The sequence below is a fragment of the Peribacillus sp. NPDC076916 genome, from assembly GCF_050269675.1.
In the GTDB taxonomy this organism is placed as follows: Bacteria; Bacillota; Bacilli; order Bacillales; family DSM-1321; genus Peribacillus; species Peribacillus aracenensis.
Window position 1 is genome coordinate 1 of record NZ_JBNNIU010000006.1, and the last position, 14,103, is coordinate 14,103.

Genomic DNA, 14,103 nt, shown 5'->3' on the forward strand with positions numbered 1-14,103 from the left:
TAACGGATTGCACACCTTTCAGGCCTCTTTCCACCGCTTGTTCCATCACTGTCAAATTCCTGTCCATCTTTTCAATGATCTGTTCTCTGGACAGGTTCGAGAATTCCATTTCTTGTAAAATCATGATTTCCGCGATTTTTACTTTTTTACTTTCAGCAAGTTCAACCAACTCTGCTACATTTCGGAACATGTTTTTACCTCCATATCTATGCCAACACTTTTAATGTTTATCATTCAACCATCCTTATGACTTGCGACACGTTTTCCAATCCTTCAATTTCCTTCATGACATCACCCTTGATTTTCTGATCGACTTCAATCACCATGAGGGCCATGTGACCTTTTTCTTTTCGTGAAACTTCCATATGTCCAATGTTAATTTCATGATTCGCCAATACTGTCGAAACGGAAGATATGATTCCAAACACATCGTTATGCACGACTAAAATAGCTGGGTTTTCACCCGACAATTTAAGCTTGAACGTATTCAATTCCGTTATTTCTATCGTTCCGCCGCCAATCGAGATCCCAACAAGTTCCAATTCCTTATCTTCGTCGAACAGCTTGATCTTGACTGTATTAGGATGATCCATCACCGTATCCTCGATTGTAAAGGTAACTTCCATGCCGGCTTCTTCCGCTATCGTTAAAGAAGCAGGGATTCGTTCATCATCCGTATCAAAATCCAATATCCCGCCTACGACAGCGACATCCGTACCGTGTCCCCTGTATGTTTTTGCAAAAGAACCATATAAAGAAATGATGGCTTTCTTCGGTTGCTTTCCGAATAATGTCCGTGCTACTCTGCCAATTCTGGCAGCTCCTGCTGTATGTGAGCTTGAAGGTCCAATCATGACGGGACCGATTATATCGAATGCAGATCTGTATTTCATCGTGTAATGCCCCTTTTCTGGGAAAAGATTTGTTTAACCGTCTTCTTTATGCCGCTATTTGTTCTTCTTTCGCCCTTATTCGTGAAAGGGCCTAATCTTTTAATTTTGATACGATTAAGCCAAGGAAACCTACCGAATCCCCCACAACTTGTACATAACCCAGCTGTGATAAGTCACCTTTACAGGATCATTGAATTCGTACAAAACTCCAAACCCTGTGATTGGTGTGGCTGCCCCGGTTACATTATGGGTCAGAAGCAGGGAAAAAGCTTTACAAGACGAGAACGGCCGTTGAGTGCGTCAATGCTAAAAAAAGAGTTTATTCAACTAATAATAATTTCAGTTATCGAACAGGCGAAAAAGATAAAGTACATTTCGAACTTATAATGCTTGTTTATATTTATAATCCTCCGAAATTAGCAGTGAATCGGCTCAATCAACAAATGCACAAAATAAATCAAGCTGTTATTCGTTTAGGTAAACGAAGGCAAACCCTTTATGGAATTATTTCAATTATAATAGAGATTGAAATGTGGCATTAATATAGGAATAAATAGTAATGATGTCCTGTTTGAGATATGACAAAATACTCACAAGGTCGAGGGTTTTGTCTGTTCTAATAGAATTAGTGGGGAAAATCTCTAAAAATAGTGTAAAGTTTATCTCCTATCTTTAAAGCATCATAATATTGTATTCACTCAAACACGATTGTTTTATTACCATGAATAATAACTCTGTCTTCAATATGCCAAGAAACAGCTTGGGCAAGAACCTGTCTTTCCACATGACTTCCGGTAACCTTTAATTCTTCGATTGTATGTCTATGATTAACCCGCTTTACATCTTGCTGAATAATGGGTCCTTCATCAAGATCATTCGTAACATAATGAGCAGTTGCCCCAATTAACTTTACACCACGGTTATAGGCCCTCGCATAAGGATTAGCACCGACAAACGCCGGTAAGAAAGAATGATGAATGTTAATAATTTGATTTGGGAACTCCGATACAAAGGCAGGGGAAAGAATTTGCATATATCTAGCCAAGGCAATAAAGTCTACTTTCCCTTTCAATAGACCTATTGCTTTCTGTTCTGCTTGTTGCTTCGTTTCATGAGCTAAAGGAATATGATAATATGGTATGCCATAACTTTCTACTATTTTTTTAAAATCAGGATGATTACTGATCACCATCGGAATTTCCACTGGAAGTTCATTCGATTTCCAACGCCATATAAGCTCCATAAGACAGTGATCCATTTTGGATACAAAGATAGCCATTCGTTTTCTTTTATTATTGCCGCTTAAGCTCCATTCCATCGCATAAGCCTGGGCTAGCACATGTAAGTCCTCTTCCAGTTTTGCATAGGAAGCATCAAAGTCGTTTAAATCAAATTCGATTCTCATAAAAAACATACCAGCTTGTGGATCCGTAGTATGTTGGTCAAAATGAACAACATTTGCTCTGTTTTCTAATAAAAGGTTAGATACGGCCGAGATAATACCTGGTTTCTCTGGACAAGATATTAATAATTTAGCACGATTAACATTCACTACTTGATACAATGGACTCTCACCATCCTTTAGATTTGTAATAAAAATATGTAAAAACTTTCGAATTCAGAATGATGGCTAACTCAACCGCTATAGGTGTCCGAACAATACCGTTACTACAATTTCATTTCTAGCAATCTTGAACTACGGTGAGGGAGGGCGAACCTTAAAATTTTTTTACTGACATGACGGTTTTCCTTCCATGATTTCACATCACCAGTTTTTATAGTGATACTACTTGATACCTTGCTTCTCCCACATCAAATGGTTCGCCATCCCCCATGAAGGAAGAAGTATTCAACTCTTCTTTTACTATCCTTTATATCTATGAGTGTATTTCCTTACCATATACTGCTAGGGCAGCTTCCCCAATTGCTTCCGCTAATGTAGGGTGAGGGTGTATCGTATGCGCAATATCCATAGCTGTTGCATTTAATACTCGTGCAAGACCAGCTTCCGAAATCATATCTGTTACATGCGGCCCAACCATATGTGCTCCTAACAACTTACTAGATTCTTCTTCAACAACGAGTTTGACAAAACCGTCTGATTCACCAAAAACAAGAGCCTTTCCAATCGCACGGAAGGAGAACTTCCCTGTTTTTACTTGATACCCCATCTCCTTCGCTTCCTCTTCTGTTAATCCAACACTAGCTACCTCCGGGTTACTATATATGCATTTGGAAACAAGAGATTGATCAAGTGGCACTGGTTTTTCTCCTGCCATATGTTCAATGGCGATGATCCCTTCATGTGAAGCAACATGTGCAAGCTGTAATCCTCCAATCACATCTCCAATTGCATAAATGTTTGGCTCATTCGTTTGATAATACTCATTTGTTTGAATCACACGTTCGACTTCGACTTTGGTATTTTCAAGGTGAATGCCTTCTATGTTTGCTAATCTTCCGACAGATACTAATAATTTTTCTGCTGAAAATGACGTGTCTTTTCCTTTATATTCCGCCTTTATAGAGACACCGTCACCTTTTTCTAACGATTCTGGAAGCACCTTTGCCCCTGTTACGATTTTCACACCTTTTTTCTTCATTAGTCGCTGTACTTCCTTTGAAATATCTTTATCTTCCATCGGTAAAATGCGCTCGGCATACTCAATCACAGTCACTTCTAATCCAAAGTCAATAAGCATGGAAGCCCATTCTATTCCAATAACACCGCCGCCGACAATAATGATGGAATTTGGGAGCTCTTTCATTTGTAGCGCTTCATCCGATGTCATCACATATTCGCCATCTGCTTCTAGGCCGGGTAATGTCCTTGGACGAGATCCTGTAGCTATTAAAATATTTCGAGAGCTTAATATTGTTTCCCGTTCATCATTATTCAATCTCACTAAAACATCTCTCGACTGTAAAATACTCCCTTTCCCTTCAAACACATCTATTTTCCCTTTTTTCATTAGATGTTGTACACCTTTAAATAAGCGTTCAGTAATTTCTTCTTTCCTAGCCTGTACCTTTGAGAAGTCCAGTCCAACTTCAGGTGCAATAACACCAAATTTTTCTGCATTTTTTGCATTCGAATATACCTCTGCACTTCTTAATAATGCTTTACTAGGAATACAACCTGCATGAAGGCATGTTCCACCAAGTTTACCTTGTTCAACTACCGCCGTTTTTAATCCTAATTGAGACGCACGAATGGCCGCAACATATCCACCGGTGCCGCCACCGATGATAACAACGTCATATTTTTGATTCACCCAATACTTCCCCCCTTGTTTTCATAACCATAGAGACATATGGATAGTCTAAGAAAACAACTAACTTATTAAGCACCATTTATTCTATTAATAGGTAAACGATCATGATACTTTAATTTATTTCAATGGCACATGCATTGGATGCAAAGCCTTCTCCAACAATAAAGCCACAATCTTCTTTATAATCAATTTGTGTTTCTTCATCTAAATAGCGTTTTGTAAAATGATCTAATCTAAGCTGAATTCCCTCATATTCAATAAATACATCGTTTCTGCGGGGCTCGTCCAATAAGAGGGAGAACTTCACCGACACCCCGCAGCCGCCGGCAATATCAGCGTCAATGCGAGGAATTTGCGCACACTTACATGTCATTTCCTTTAGTTTATTCATAGCTGCCTCTGTTATCTTTATTTTGTCTATCATCTCTTTCTCCCCTTTCTTAATGGTTTGTTGAAAAAATGATCATGCATTAACCTTAGTTGCACGAACTTGTTCATCAGCATGATAGGAGGAGCGAACAAGCGGACCGGCTTCGCAATGACTAAACCCTTTTGACATGGCAATGTTTTTCAGTTCTTCAAACTCTTCTGGACTCCAATATTTTACGACCTTCAAATGTCGTTTAGTAGGCTGTAAATATTGACCAATAGTCATGATGTCTACATCGTTAGCACGAAGATCATCCATTGTTTCCATAATTTCTTCTTTTGTTTCACCTAGACCAATCATAATGCTTGATTTCGTAGGGATAGTGGAATTCATTAGCTTTGCCCGCCTTAAAAACTCTAATGAACGTTCGTATGTTGCACGTGCACGAACTTTTTGGGATAAGCGTTTTACTGTTTCAATGTTGTGATTCAAAATGTCTGGCCTTGTATCCATTAATGTTTTTAAGCTGTCATATTCCCCATTCAGATCTGAGGGGAGAACTTCAATGCTGCAAAATGGATTTTGCCGCCTCACTGCTTTTACAGTTTCTGCAAATACCTTTGCTCCGCCGTCTTTTAAATCATCGCGAGCAACAGCGGTAATCACCACATGTTTTAGGTTCATTTGCTTTACTGATTCTGCGACACGTTCGGGCTCTTCCCAATCAAGTTCTGATGGCAGCCCTGTTTGAACTGCACAGAACCTGCAAGCTCGGGTACAAACACTTCCTAAAATCATGAAAGTTGCCGTTTTTCGTACCGCCCAGCATTCATGAATATTAGGACATCTTGCTTCTTCACAAACAGTATGAAGTTTTTTTTCACGCATCATTTTCTTTAAGCCTGTATATTGTTCATTTGTATTTAATTTAATTTTAAGCCATTCTGGTTTACGAAGATCAGTGGTGGACATTTTATTTCTCACTCCTATGAGCAGATGTAATTTTAGCTTTAAAGAGGTTCCATACGCCTAAAAAAAAAGACCGATAGAGTTTCTTCTTTGCTCTGTCTTTTTAGTTCTCAAGACTATTTTCTCCTTGCACCTCTTGGCACTTTTTTCATCCTTTATAAGCACGCTTAAATGAAACCACCTTGTATGAAATATTGAGATTCTTGTCTTAATATTCATCCTTGGTGGTTCATGTTCATTCAAACATTCAATTATGACGTTACCGTTGCTTCCTCTACTACTTTTTCTTTGGAGTAACGCAAGATAGGTTGTCTAGCTGCTTGGACCTCATCCAATCGCCCAATCACTGTAGTATGTGGTGCTTCTAAAACAACCCCTGGGTTTTCTTCCACTTCTTTGGCAATTGTAATCATGACCTCCGCAAATGCATCGAGTGTTTCTTTCGACTCTGTTTCTGTCGGTTCAATCATCAAACATTCCTCAACATTTAACGGGAAATAGATGGTCGGCGGATGGTAGCCGAAATCTAGCAGGCGTTTTGCTATATCAAGCGTTCTTACACCTAGCTTTTTCTGCCTGGATCCGGATAGGACAAATTCATGCTTGCAAATTTGTAAATATGGCGCTTCAAAGAATGGCTCCAATCTTTTACGAAGGTAATTAGCATGAAGCACAGCACTTTCCGACACTTGGCGAAGCCCAACAGGCCCCATCGTGCGAATATAAGTATACGCCCGCAGGAGAATTCCGAAGTTTCCATAATACCCCTTTACCCTTCCGATAGAGTGCGAATAATTAGCGTTCAGCACATATTTTTCACCTTCTTTTTCTATGCGCGGAACTGGCAAGTATGGAGTAAGTTTCTCTTTCACACCGACAGGACCTGCACCTGGACCGCCACCTCCATGAGGAGTCGTAAATGTTTTGTGAAGATTTAAGTGCACAATGTCAAAGCCCATTTGACCTGGTGTTGTTTTTCCTAAAATGGCATTGGCATTCGCTCCGTCATAATATAATAGCCCCCCTGCTTCATGAACAACCTGAGCGATTTCCACAATTTCTTTTTCAAAAAGTCCAAGGGTATTCGGATTCGTCAACATTAGCGCAGCTGTATCAGATCCTACATGTTTCTTTAATTCTTCTAGGTCAACTAATCCATTTTTATCGGATGGAATCGTGATCGTTTGAAAACCAGCAACACTTGCACTTGCAGGATTTGTACCGTGCGCTGAGTCTGGAACAAGTACTTTCGTTCTGGTTTCACCTTTTTCAGCATGATACGCCTTAACCATCATTAAACCTGTCCATTCCCCTTGAGCCCCTGCGGATGGCTGTAATGTTACAGCATCCATTCCTGTAATGACGGCTAGCTCTTCCTGTAATTCATATAAAACTTCTAATGCACCTTGTACTGTTTCAACGGGCTGATAGGGATGAATGCGGCTAAAGCCTTCCAGCCGTGCCACATCTTCATTTATTTTCGGATTGTACTTCATCGTGCAAGAACCCAGTGGATAGAATCCATTATCGATTCCATGGTTTTTATTAGAGAGCGCTGTGTAATGGCGGACAAGCTGCAACTCTGATACTTCTGGCAGCTCAGCAGGTTCGTCACGAATTAAATGCTTTGGAAATTTTTCATTTATATCAACATAGTCAACGTCACTATCCGGAATACTTGAACCTACCCGTCCTGGACGACTTATTTCAAAAATCAACTCATTATATTCAACCATTAAAAATCGCCTCCAAAGCATCAACAAATTGGTCAATTTCTTCTTTTGTTCGCTGCTCAGTCACAGCTAGCAGCATTTTGTTTTCAAAACCGTAATCACTTTCTAAATCAAATCCACCGATAATACCCGCCTTAAGAAGTTTTGCATTGATTTCCTTTACCGAACGAGGAAGCTCGACTATAAACTCATTGAAGAATGGTGCCTCATTGATTATGGTATAGCCCTTCTGTTCTAGAGTTTTCGCCATGTAATCAGCTTTCTCAATGTTTAGCTGTGCCATTTGACGAATCCCTTGCTTTCCAAGTGATGTCATGCAAATAGAAGAGGCAAGAGCATTTAATGCCTGGTTGGAACAAATATTCGATGAGGCTTTATCACGGCGAATATGCTGTTCACGTGCTTGAAGTGTTAACACAAATCCACGCTGTCCTTTTTCATCTGCTGTTTGGCCTACAATTCGTCCTGGGATTTTGCGCATGAGTTTTTTATTTACCGCAAAATAGCCGCAGTGTGGACCGCCAAAGGACATCGGGATTCCTAATGGCTGCATATCACCGATCACAATATCTGCCCCAAGTTTCCCAGGTGCCTGCAATAGTGCTAGTGCAAGAGGATTGGCGCTTACGATTAAAAGGGCACCTTTTTCTTCCGCAATTTTCTTAATTGCTTTTATATCCTCAATGGAACCGAAGAAATTTGGATATTGAACAATTACGGCAGCAGTGTCATTATCTATTTGTTCTTGCAGCTTCCCTAAATCTGTAATCTCATCAGCTAGGTTTACTTCCTCAGCTGTGTATCCCGGACCACCTGCTACTGTATGTAAAATAGCACGGGATTCAGGATGTACCGCTTTGGAAACAAGAACTTTCGAACGTCTCGTAGCCGCAACAGCAAGTGATGCAGCTTCTGCAAGCGATGTAAAACCATCGTACATGGAAGAGTTAGCCACATCCATTCCTGTCAACTCACAGACCATCGTTTGAAATTCAAAAATTGCTTGTAATTCACCTTGACTGATTTCCGGTTGGTAAGGTGTATAGGCTGTGTAAAATTCGGAGCGTGAAATCATATGGTTTACCACACTTGGAATGTAGTGATCATATGTACCCGCGCCTAGGAAAGTCGGGTAATGATTCGCATTTTTGTTTTTTGTAGCAAGCTGGTTCATTTTTTTCACAAGCAGCGGTTCAGGAACCGCCATTGGGATGTTTAGCTCTCCCTGCAGGCTGATTTCAGCTGGAATATCTTCAAATAACTCATCTATAGAAGAAATATTTAAAAATGTGAGCATCTCGTCTTGGTCTTGTTTCGTATCAGGAAGGTATCTATAAGTGGCTGTCATATTATTCCTCTCCTTCATTAGTAAATGCTTGATACTCATCTTCGTTTAGAAGTGAGTCTAATTCTTCTGGATTGGACATTTCTACTTCAACTAACCACCCTGCTTCAAATGGATGCTCGTTAATCGTCTCTGGAGCGCCTTCTAACTCTTCGTTTACAGTAACTACGGTCCCTGAAACAGGTGAGTAAAGTTCGGAAACTGCTTTAACAGACTCGATCGTTCCCATCGATTCATTGACCGTTACTTCATCATCAATCGCTGGATTTTCAACAAAGACGATATCACCTAACGCTTTTTGTGCATAATCAGAGATTCCAATACGAACACGGTTTCCTTCTAATTGTTGCACCCACTCATGTTCTTTGCTATATCGAAAACTTGATAATAATTTCGTCATTGTATTTTCCCCTTTTCTTTTCTTTTTTCTTTTTAACTATTCCCATAATTCAGAATATAATTTAGGTAATTTTGCTCTTAGGTAGTCGATTTTAGGCTGTATGCAAGGTAACGGATATCGACTCATGAAAACTACACGATAACTCTATTAAAATATTTCCGCTTACCTTTTGTAGAATGGTGCATTAACAATAACGGCTTCAATCTGTTTATTTCGGATTTCCACTTTTATCGGTGTCCCCACTTCAGCTTGATCGGCTGATACCAAGGCAAGACCTAAGCTTTTCTTCAAAGATGGTGATTGTGTTCCTGATGTAACAATACCAATTTCCTCTCCATCTTTAGAAATTACCTTGTAACCATTACGCGGAATCCCCCGGCCTGTTACTTCAATCCCTACTAATTTTCGTTTTAATCCAGTTTCTTTTTGTTTTGTAAGAGCAGATTTTCCGATAAAGTCACTTTCTTTGTTCGTCTTTACGACAAAGCCGATTCCTGCTTCAAGCGGGCTGATATCGTTACTTAGTTCTTGGCCATAGAGTGCAAGACGTGCTTCCAGCCGAAGCGTGTCCCGTGCACCAAGTCCGCATGGTTTTAATCCACTCGTGGCTCCTGTTTCTAAGAGCTTTTCCCAAAGTGCTACCGCTTTGTCTGCAGATAAATAAAGCTCATATCCATTTTCTCCTGTGTAACCTGTACGGGATACAAGTACGTCGGAAATCCCCGAGATGTTGACGTGTTGGGCGAATTTAAATGAACCAATTTCTGATAAATCAATTTCCGTTAACTTTTGCAAAATGCTTTCTGCCTTTGGTCCTTGGATGGCAAGCTGAGCGATGTCCTCCGAAATATTTTGGAGCTCCATCTCTCCTTTTACATGCTGCTTCATCCATTCGTAATCTTTCTCAATGTTTGCAGCATTAATGACAAGTAAATATTTTTCATTCCCTAATTTATAAACTAATAAATCATCGACCGTTCCACCGTCTGGATAACACATTGCTGTATACTGTGCTTGATTGATGCCAAGCTTTGTTACATCGTTTGTAACAAGGTAGTTAATATAACTCTCGGCATCTTTCCCTTCCACAAGCACTTCTCCCATATGAGAAACATCAAAAAGTCCTGCTTCAGTTCGAACAGCTTCATGCTCTTCTAAAATGCTGGTAAATTGAACCGGTAGAGCCCAGCCACCAAAATTTATAACTTTTGCTCCGTATTTTTTATATACTTCAAAAAGCGGTGTTTGCTTTAATGCTGTTTCAATACCCATGTTTTACCCCCAATTATGATTTTCTGCAAAATAGTTCAACTGTTAAAGTTTTTTTTATTGCTAGTAGTATCTCGCTGCCATGGCAGTTGCTCAGTTTTCAGCAAAGGCATAATTCCATTAAGCTGCCCCTTTATTTACACAGTAGTTGGCTGTTGAAATAACGGATAAACATCACAAATCTCTTTGGTTGTATCTCTTGCTTTCTGAAGGACGTCTTTATTCCCTTTACTCTTTAGAACAGTTGCAATCACTTCACCAATTTTCACCATCTCTTCCCTCTTCATGCCTCGAGTTGTTAAAGCTGCTGTCCCCATTCGGATACCGCTCGTAACAAATGGCTTTTCTGGATCATAGGGAATCGTATTTTTATTCACGGTAATGCCTGCGTCTTCCAATAATTTCTCCGCTTCTTTTCCTGTTAAATTCCACGGACGCAAATCTAAAAGGACAATATGATTATCTGTTCCACCAGAAACAAGTGCTGCACCTTCATTTTTTAATGTTTCGCCAAGTGTTGCAGCATTTTCAATGACTTGTTTCGCATAATCCTTAAAGCTTGGTTGTAAAGCTTCGTTGAATGCAACTGCTTTTGCTGCAATGATATGCATAAGTGGACCGCCTTGAATTCCTGGGAATACGGATTTATTAATCGCTTTGTTAATTACTTCATCGTTCGTTAAAATGATGCCCCCCCGAGGTCCTCTTAATGTTTTATGAGTTGTACTTGTCACAACATCCGCATATGGGATTGGGGATGGGTGAAGACCAGTAGCTACCAGCCCGGCTATATGAGCCATATCCACCATAAGTTTTGCACCAACTTGATCGGCAATTTCTCTAAATCGTGCAAAATTAATCGTTCTTGGATAGGCACTTGTTCCTGCAATAATCAATTTAGGTTGTTCTTTCTTTGCGATAGCTTCCAACTCATCATAATCAATTAACTGAGTATCTTCTCTAACTCCATAAGACACAACTTCAAACCATTTTCCTGAAACGCTGACTGGACTTCCATGAGTTAGGTGGCCACCATGTGAAAGGTTCATTCCCATCACCTTATCACCAGGCTGAAGGAGTGCGAAAAAAACTGCGAAATTGGCTTGTGCACCTGAGTGAGGCTGAACATTTGCATATTTGGCACCAAAAAGCTTTGTTAGACGCTCAATGGCCGTTTGTTCTGCCACATCGACAAATTCACACCCACCATAATAGCGCTTTCCTGGATAACCTTCTGCATATTTATTTGTCATCACGCTTCCCATTGCCTCTAATACATCTGGGCTAACAAAATTTTCTGATGCAATCAATTCCAGTGTTTGATGTTGACGTTGTCCTTCTTTCTCAATCGCTTCAAAAATGGTTGAATCATTTTGTTGTAAACTCATTTCATTTTCCCTCCCGGACATTTTTGTAAATTCAGAATTTTTACATAATTACCAATCCCAATATGGTGCTCTTTCCCGCTACAGACCTGCTTTTCTATGAAAACTGCTAAAAACAGTATGCTTTACAACCTTTTTTGCACGCAAAAAAGGACAGAAAAGGGTCGTAGCGTTCTCTACCCTTCTCTGTCCTTTTACCTGAGAGTTTAGCTCCATTTTTTAAATAGAGCCTTTCCCCTTTGGTGGCGTATGTGTTTATACGCGCTCTCCAGAGGTGCGTCCATTTGTGGTTCCATCTACCTGAGAGATTTGTTCCAAGGGTCTTTTTGGAACTTGCTCCTTCGGTGGCTTGTCGCTTTGCACTCTCCCACAACTGTCATCCGCTTATTCAATTTGGTACATTTAGAATAGTTGTTGAGAATAATAATGTCAAGCATTTTTGAAAGCGCTAACAATACTATTCTAAAATATTTATTTCGAATTATCATAGAATCAACCAGATATCTTTGGCTTTTTAAAACGGGCAGATTTTTTACTCACCGAGTTGGAAAAAATGGAGCAGCAACTATCTGTACAAACACAGCAAATAGAATCAAAGGATTTCTTGCCTCTTAATTCCCCGCTACCTCTCTCTGATTCGCCTGATCCACCTTCGTTATGCGCATCTTATAAATCGCAATCAGCAGAATGAACCAAACAGGAGTAACGAATAAGGCAACACGAGTGTCGTCCGCAAGTGCAAGAACAACAAGGACGAATGCCAGGAAAGCAAGGATCAAGTAATTGGAAATTGGATAAAGTGGTAATTTAAATTTGTTCTTTTTCACTAGATCTGGTCTTGTTTTACGGTATTTCAAATGACTGATGACTGTAATTCCCCAAATAAAGATGAAACATACGGTAGAAATACTTGTAATCAAGGTAAATACGCCTTCAGGCATTAAATAATTCAATACAACAGAAATTAAAATGACAACAGTTGAAAAGAACAATGCATTGGAAGGTACTTTACGGTCATTAAGTTTTGCAAACGGTACAGGTGCATTTTTATCTTTGGCAAGTGAGTATACCATCCGGCTTGTACTGAAGATTGCGCTGTTACATGCCGAAGCAGCCGATGTTAGGACGACAAAATTAACGATACCAGCAGCTCCAGCAATACCTACAGCCACAAATACTTGAACGAATGGGCTTTCCGTTGGGATGATTGCGTTCCATGGATAAACACTCATAATGACAATAAGTGCTCCAATGTAGAAAATTATAATCCGAATAGGAATATTATTGATCGCCTTGGGGATAACTTTTTCTGGATCTTCTGTTTCACCTGCTGTAAGTCCTACAAGTTCAATGCCCACAAACGCAAACACTACCATCTGGAATGAGAGGACAAAACCATTTATTCCATTTGGGAACATACCCTCGTGACTCCATAGATTCGTGAAACTTGCTGCGCCTGAATCAGTGGAAAAGCCTTTAATAATCATGAAAATACCGATAACAATTAATGCTAGAATAGCTATGACCTTAATTAATGCGAACCAGAATTCCATTTCGCCAAAAAGTTTTACGGTTGCAAGATTCATAAATAGCAGAATGACTAGTGCAATTAATCCAGGCATCCACTGCGGTACGGAGGGAAACCAATACTGAGTATAAAGTCCAACTGCTGTTAAGTCGGCCATTGCGATTGAAATCCAGCAGAACCAGTATGTCCAGCCGGTTACAAATGCTGCCATATTACCTAAATAGTCTCTTACAAAGTCAACAAAGGAATGATAGTTCAAATTAGATAAGAGTAGTTCTCCAAGTGCGCGCATGATTAAAAAACAAATGATGCCTGTAATCATGTAAGCAAATAGAATTGATGGTCCAGCTAAATGAATAGATTTTCCTGCTCCAAGAAATAATCCCGTTCCGATTGCACCACCAATAGCTATGAGTTGTACGTGCCTGTTTTTTAACCCTCTATCCAACTTTTGTTCCTGCATACGATTCCCCACTTTCTACTTTTATAGGCTACTTGGAATTTTTTCCTTATAAAGGTTCAGTCCTTCAATTAGTGTGAATTATTAGCACACTGGGAGACTGCTCTATCACTGTAAGCGCTTTCTTAGCAGGTGCTAGATATAGTTTAAGGATAGACTCATTTATCTACATATCTCCATGCACTCTCCTCTCTTTTTATCTTTCCAAGTACAAAAAAAGACAGAGGAAAGATAGGGATTTTCCTAACTTCCTCTGTCCTTTTACCTGAGAGTTTAACTCCTTCGGTGGCCTATGGCTCTCTTCAGAGACGCGTCCAATTGTAGTCCTTTTACCTGAGAGATTAGTCCCCTGCTTTTTAGGGTTTGCTCCTTCGGTGCTAAACAATGTTTAGTCTCTCCCACAATCTTCATCCGCTGGTATAGAGTTGTACTACTAGTTGTATATTATCGGGTTTTAATGGATATTTCAATTATTT

General features: G+C 39.8%; 11 protein-coding genes, 1 pseudogene and 3 riboswitches. All 12 genes and pseudogenes read right to left on the reverse strand.

Annotation, left to right across the window (positions count from 1 at the left end; genetic code table 11):
• Positions 1-190, reverse strand: a pseudogene (locus ACQKFG_RS18030) (L-serine ammonia-lyase, iron-sulfur-dependent, subunit alpha); the annotation flags it as partial.
• A 40-nt stretch (positions 191-230) separates the two neighbouring features.
• Entirely contained in the window at positions 231-893 is a 663-nt protein-coding gene (sdaAB, locus tag ACQKFG_RS18035; protein ID WP_427561283.1) for an L-serine ammonia-lyase, iron-sulfur-dependent subunit beta, read from the reverse strand.
• Positions 894-1,587: 694 nt separating this feature from the next.
• The gene (gene purU, locus ACQKFG_RS18040) at positions 1,588-2,457 is read right to left on the reverse strand and encodes a formyltetrahydrofolate deformylase (RefSeq protein WP_427561286.1); all 870 of its coding nucleotides are present in this window, start codon (positions 2,455-2,457) and stop codon (positions 1,588-1,590) included.
• 313 nt (positions 2,458-2,770) lie between these two features.
• Positions 2,771-4,168, reverse strand: coding sequence for a dihydrolipoyl dehydrogenase (gene lpdA, locus ACQKFG_RS18045; RefSeq protein WP_427561289.1), 1,398 nt, complete (start codon positions 4,166-4,168; stop codon positions 2,771-2,773).
• Positions 4,169-4,280: 112 nt separating this feature from the next.
• On the reverse strand, positions 4,281-4,592 hold the full coding sequence (locus ACQKFG_RS18050; RefSeq protein ID WP_349730151.1) for an iron-sulfur cluster biosynthesis family protein: 312 nt from the start codon (positions 4,590-4,592) through the stop codon (positions 4,281-4,283).
• A 39-nt stretch (positions 4,593-4,631) separates the two neighbouring features.
• Entirely contained in the window at positions 4,632-5,510 is an 879-nt protein-coding gene (lipA, locus tag ACQKFG_RS18055; RefSeq protein ID WP_427561293.1) for a lipoyl synthase, read from the reverse strand.
• 248 nt (positions 5,511-5,758) lie between these two features.
• Positions 5,759-7,243: an aminomethyl-transferring glycine dehydrogenase subunit GcvPB gene (gcvPB, locus tag ACQKFG_RS18060; RefSeq protein WP_192204793.1), complete on the reverse strand. Its 1,485-nt coding sequence runs from the start codon at positions 7,241-7,243 to the stop codon at positions 5,759-5,761.
• Positions 7,236-8,588, reverse strand: coding sequence for an aminomethyl-transferring glycine dehydrogenase subunit GcvPA (gcvPA, locus tag ACQKFG_RS18065; RefSeq protein ID WP_427561297.1), 1,353 nt, complete (start codon positions 8,586-8,588; stop codon positions 7,236-7,238). The genes gcvPB and gcvPA overlap by 8 nt, the downstream gene beginning before the upstream one ends.
• Position 8,589: 1 nt before the next feature.
• A complete protein-coding gene (gene gcvH, locus ACQKFG_RS18070; RefSeq protein ID WP_098372267.1) occupies positions 8,590-8,985 on the reverse strand; it encodes a glycine cleavage system protein GcvH in 396 nt (131 codons plus the stop codon).
• A gap of 162 nt (positions 8,986-9,147) precedes the next feature.
• The gene (gcvT, locus tag ACQKFG_RS18075) at positions 9,148-10,257 is read right to left on the reverse strand and encodes a glycine cleavage system aminomethyltransferase GcvT (RefSeq protein ID WP_427561301.1); all 1,110 of its coding nucleotides are present in this window, start codon (positions 10,255-10,257) and stop codon (positions 9,148-9,150) included.
• A gap of 134 nt (positions 10,258-10,391) precedes the next feature.
• Positions 10,392-11,642: a serine hydroxymethyltransferase gene (gene glyA, locus ACQKFG_RS18080; RefSeq protein WP_427561304.1), complete on the reverse strand. Its 1,251-nt coding sequence runs from the start codon at positions 11,640-11,642 to the stop codon at positions 10,392-10,394.
• A 173-nt stretch (positions 11,643-11,815) separates the two neighbouring features.
• Positions 11,816-11,921, reverse strand: a riboswitch (glycine riboswitch).
• Positions 11,922-12,250: 329 nt separating this feature from the next.
• Complete coding sequence (locus ACQKFG_RS18085; protein ID WP_377411405.1) at positions 12,251-13,630, reverse strand: amino acid permease; 1,380 nt, start codon at positions 13,628-13,630, stop codon at positions 12,251-12,253.
• Between the two features lie 248 nt (positions 13,631-13,878).
• A riboswitch (glycine riboswitch) is annotated at positions 13,879-13,935 on the reverse strand.
• A 3-nt stretch (positions 13,936-13,938) separates the two neighbouring features.
• A riboswitch (glycine riboswitch) is annotated at positions 13,939-14,038 on the reverse strand.
• Between the last annotated feature and the right edge of the window lie 65 nt (positions 14,039-14,103).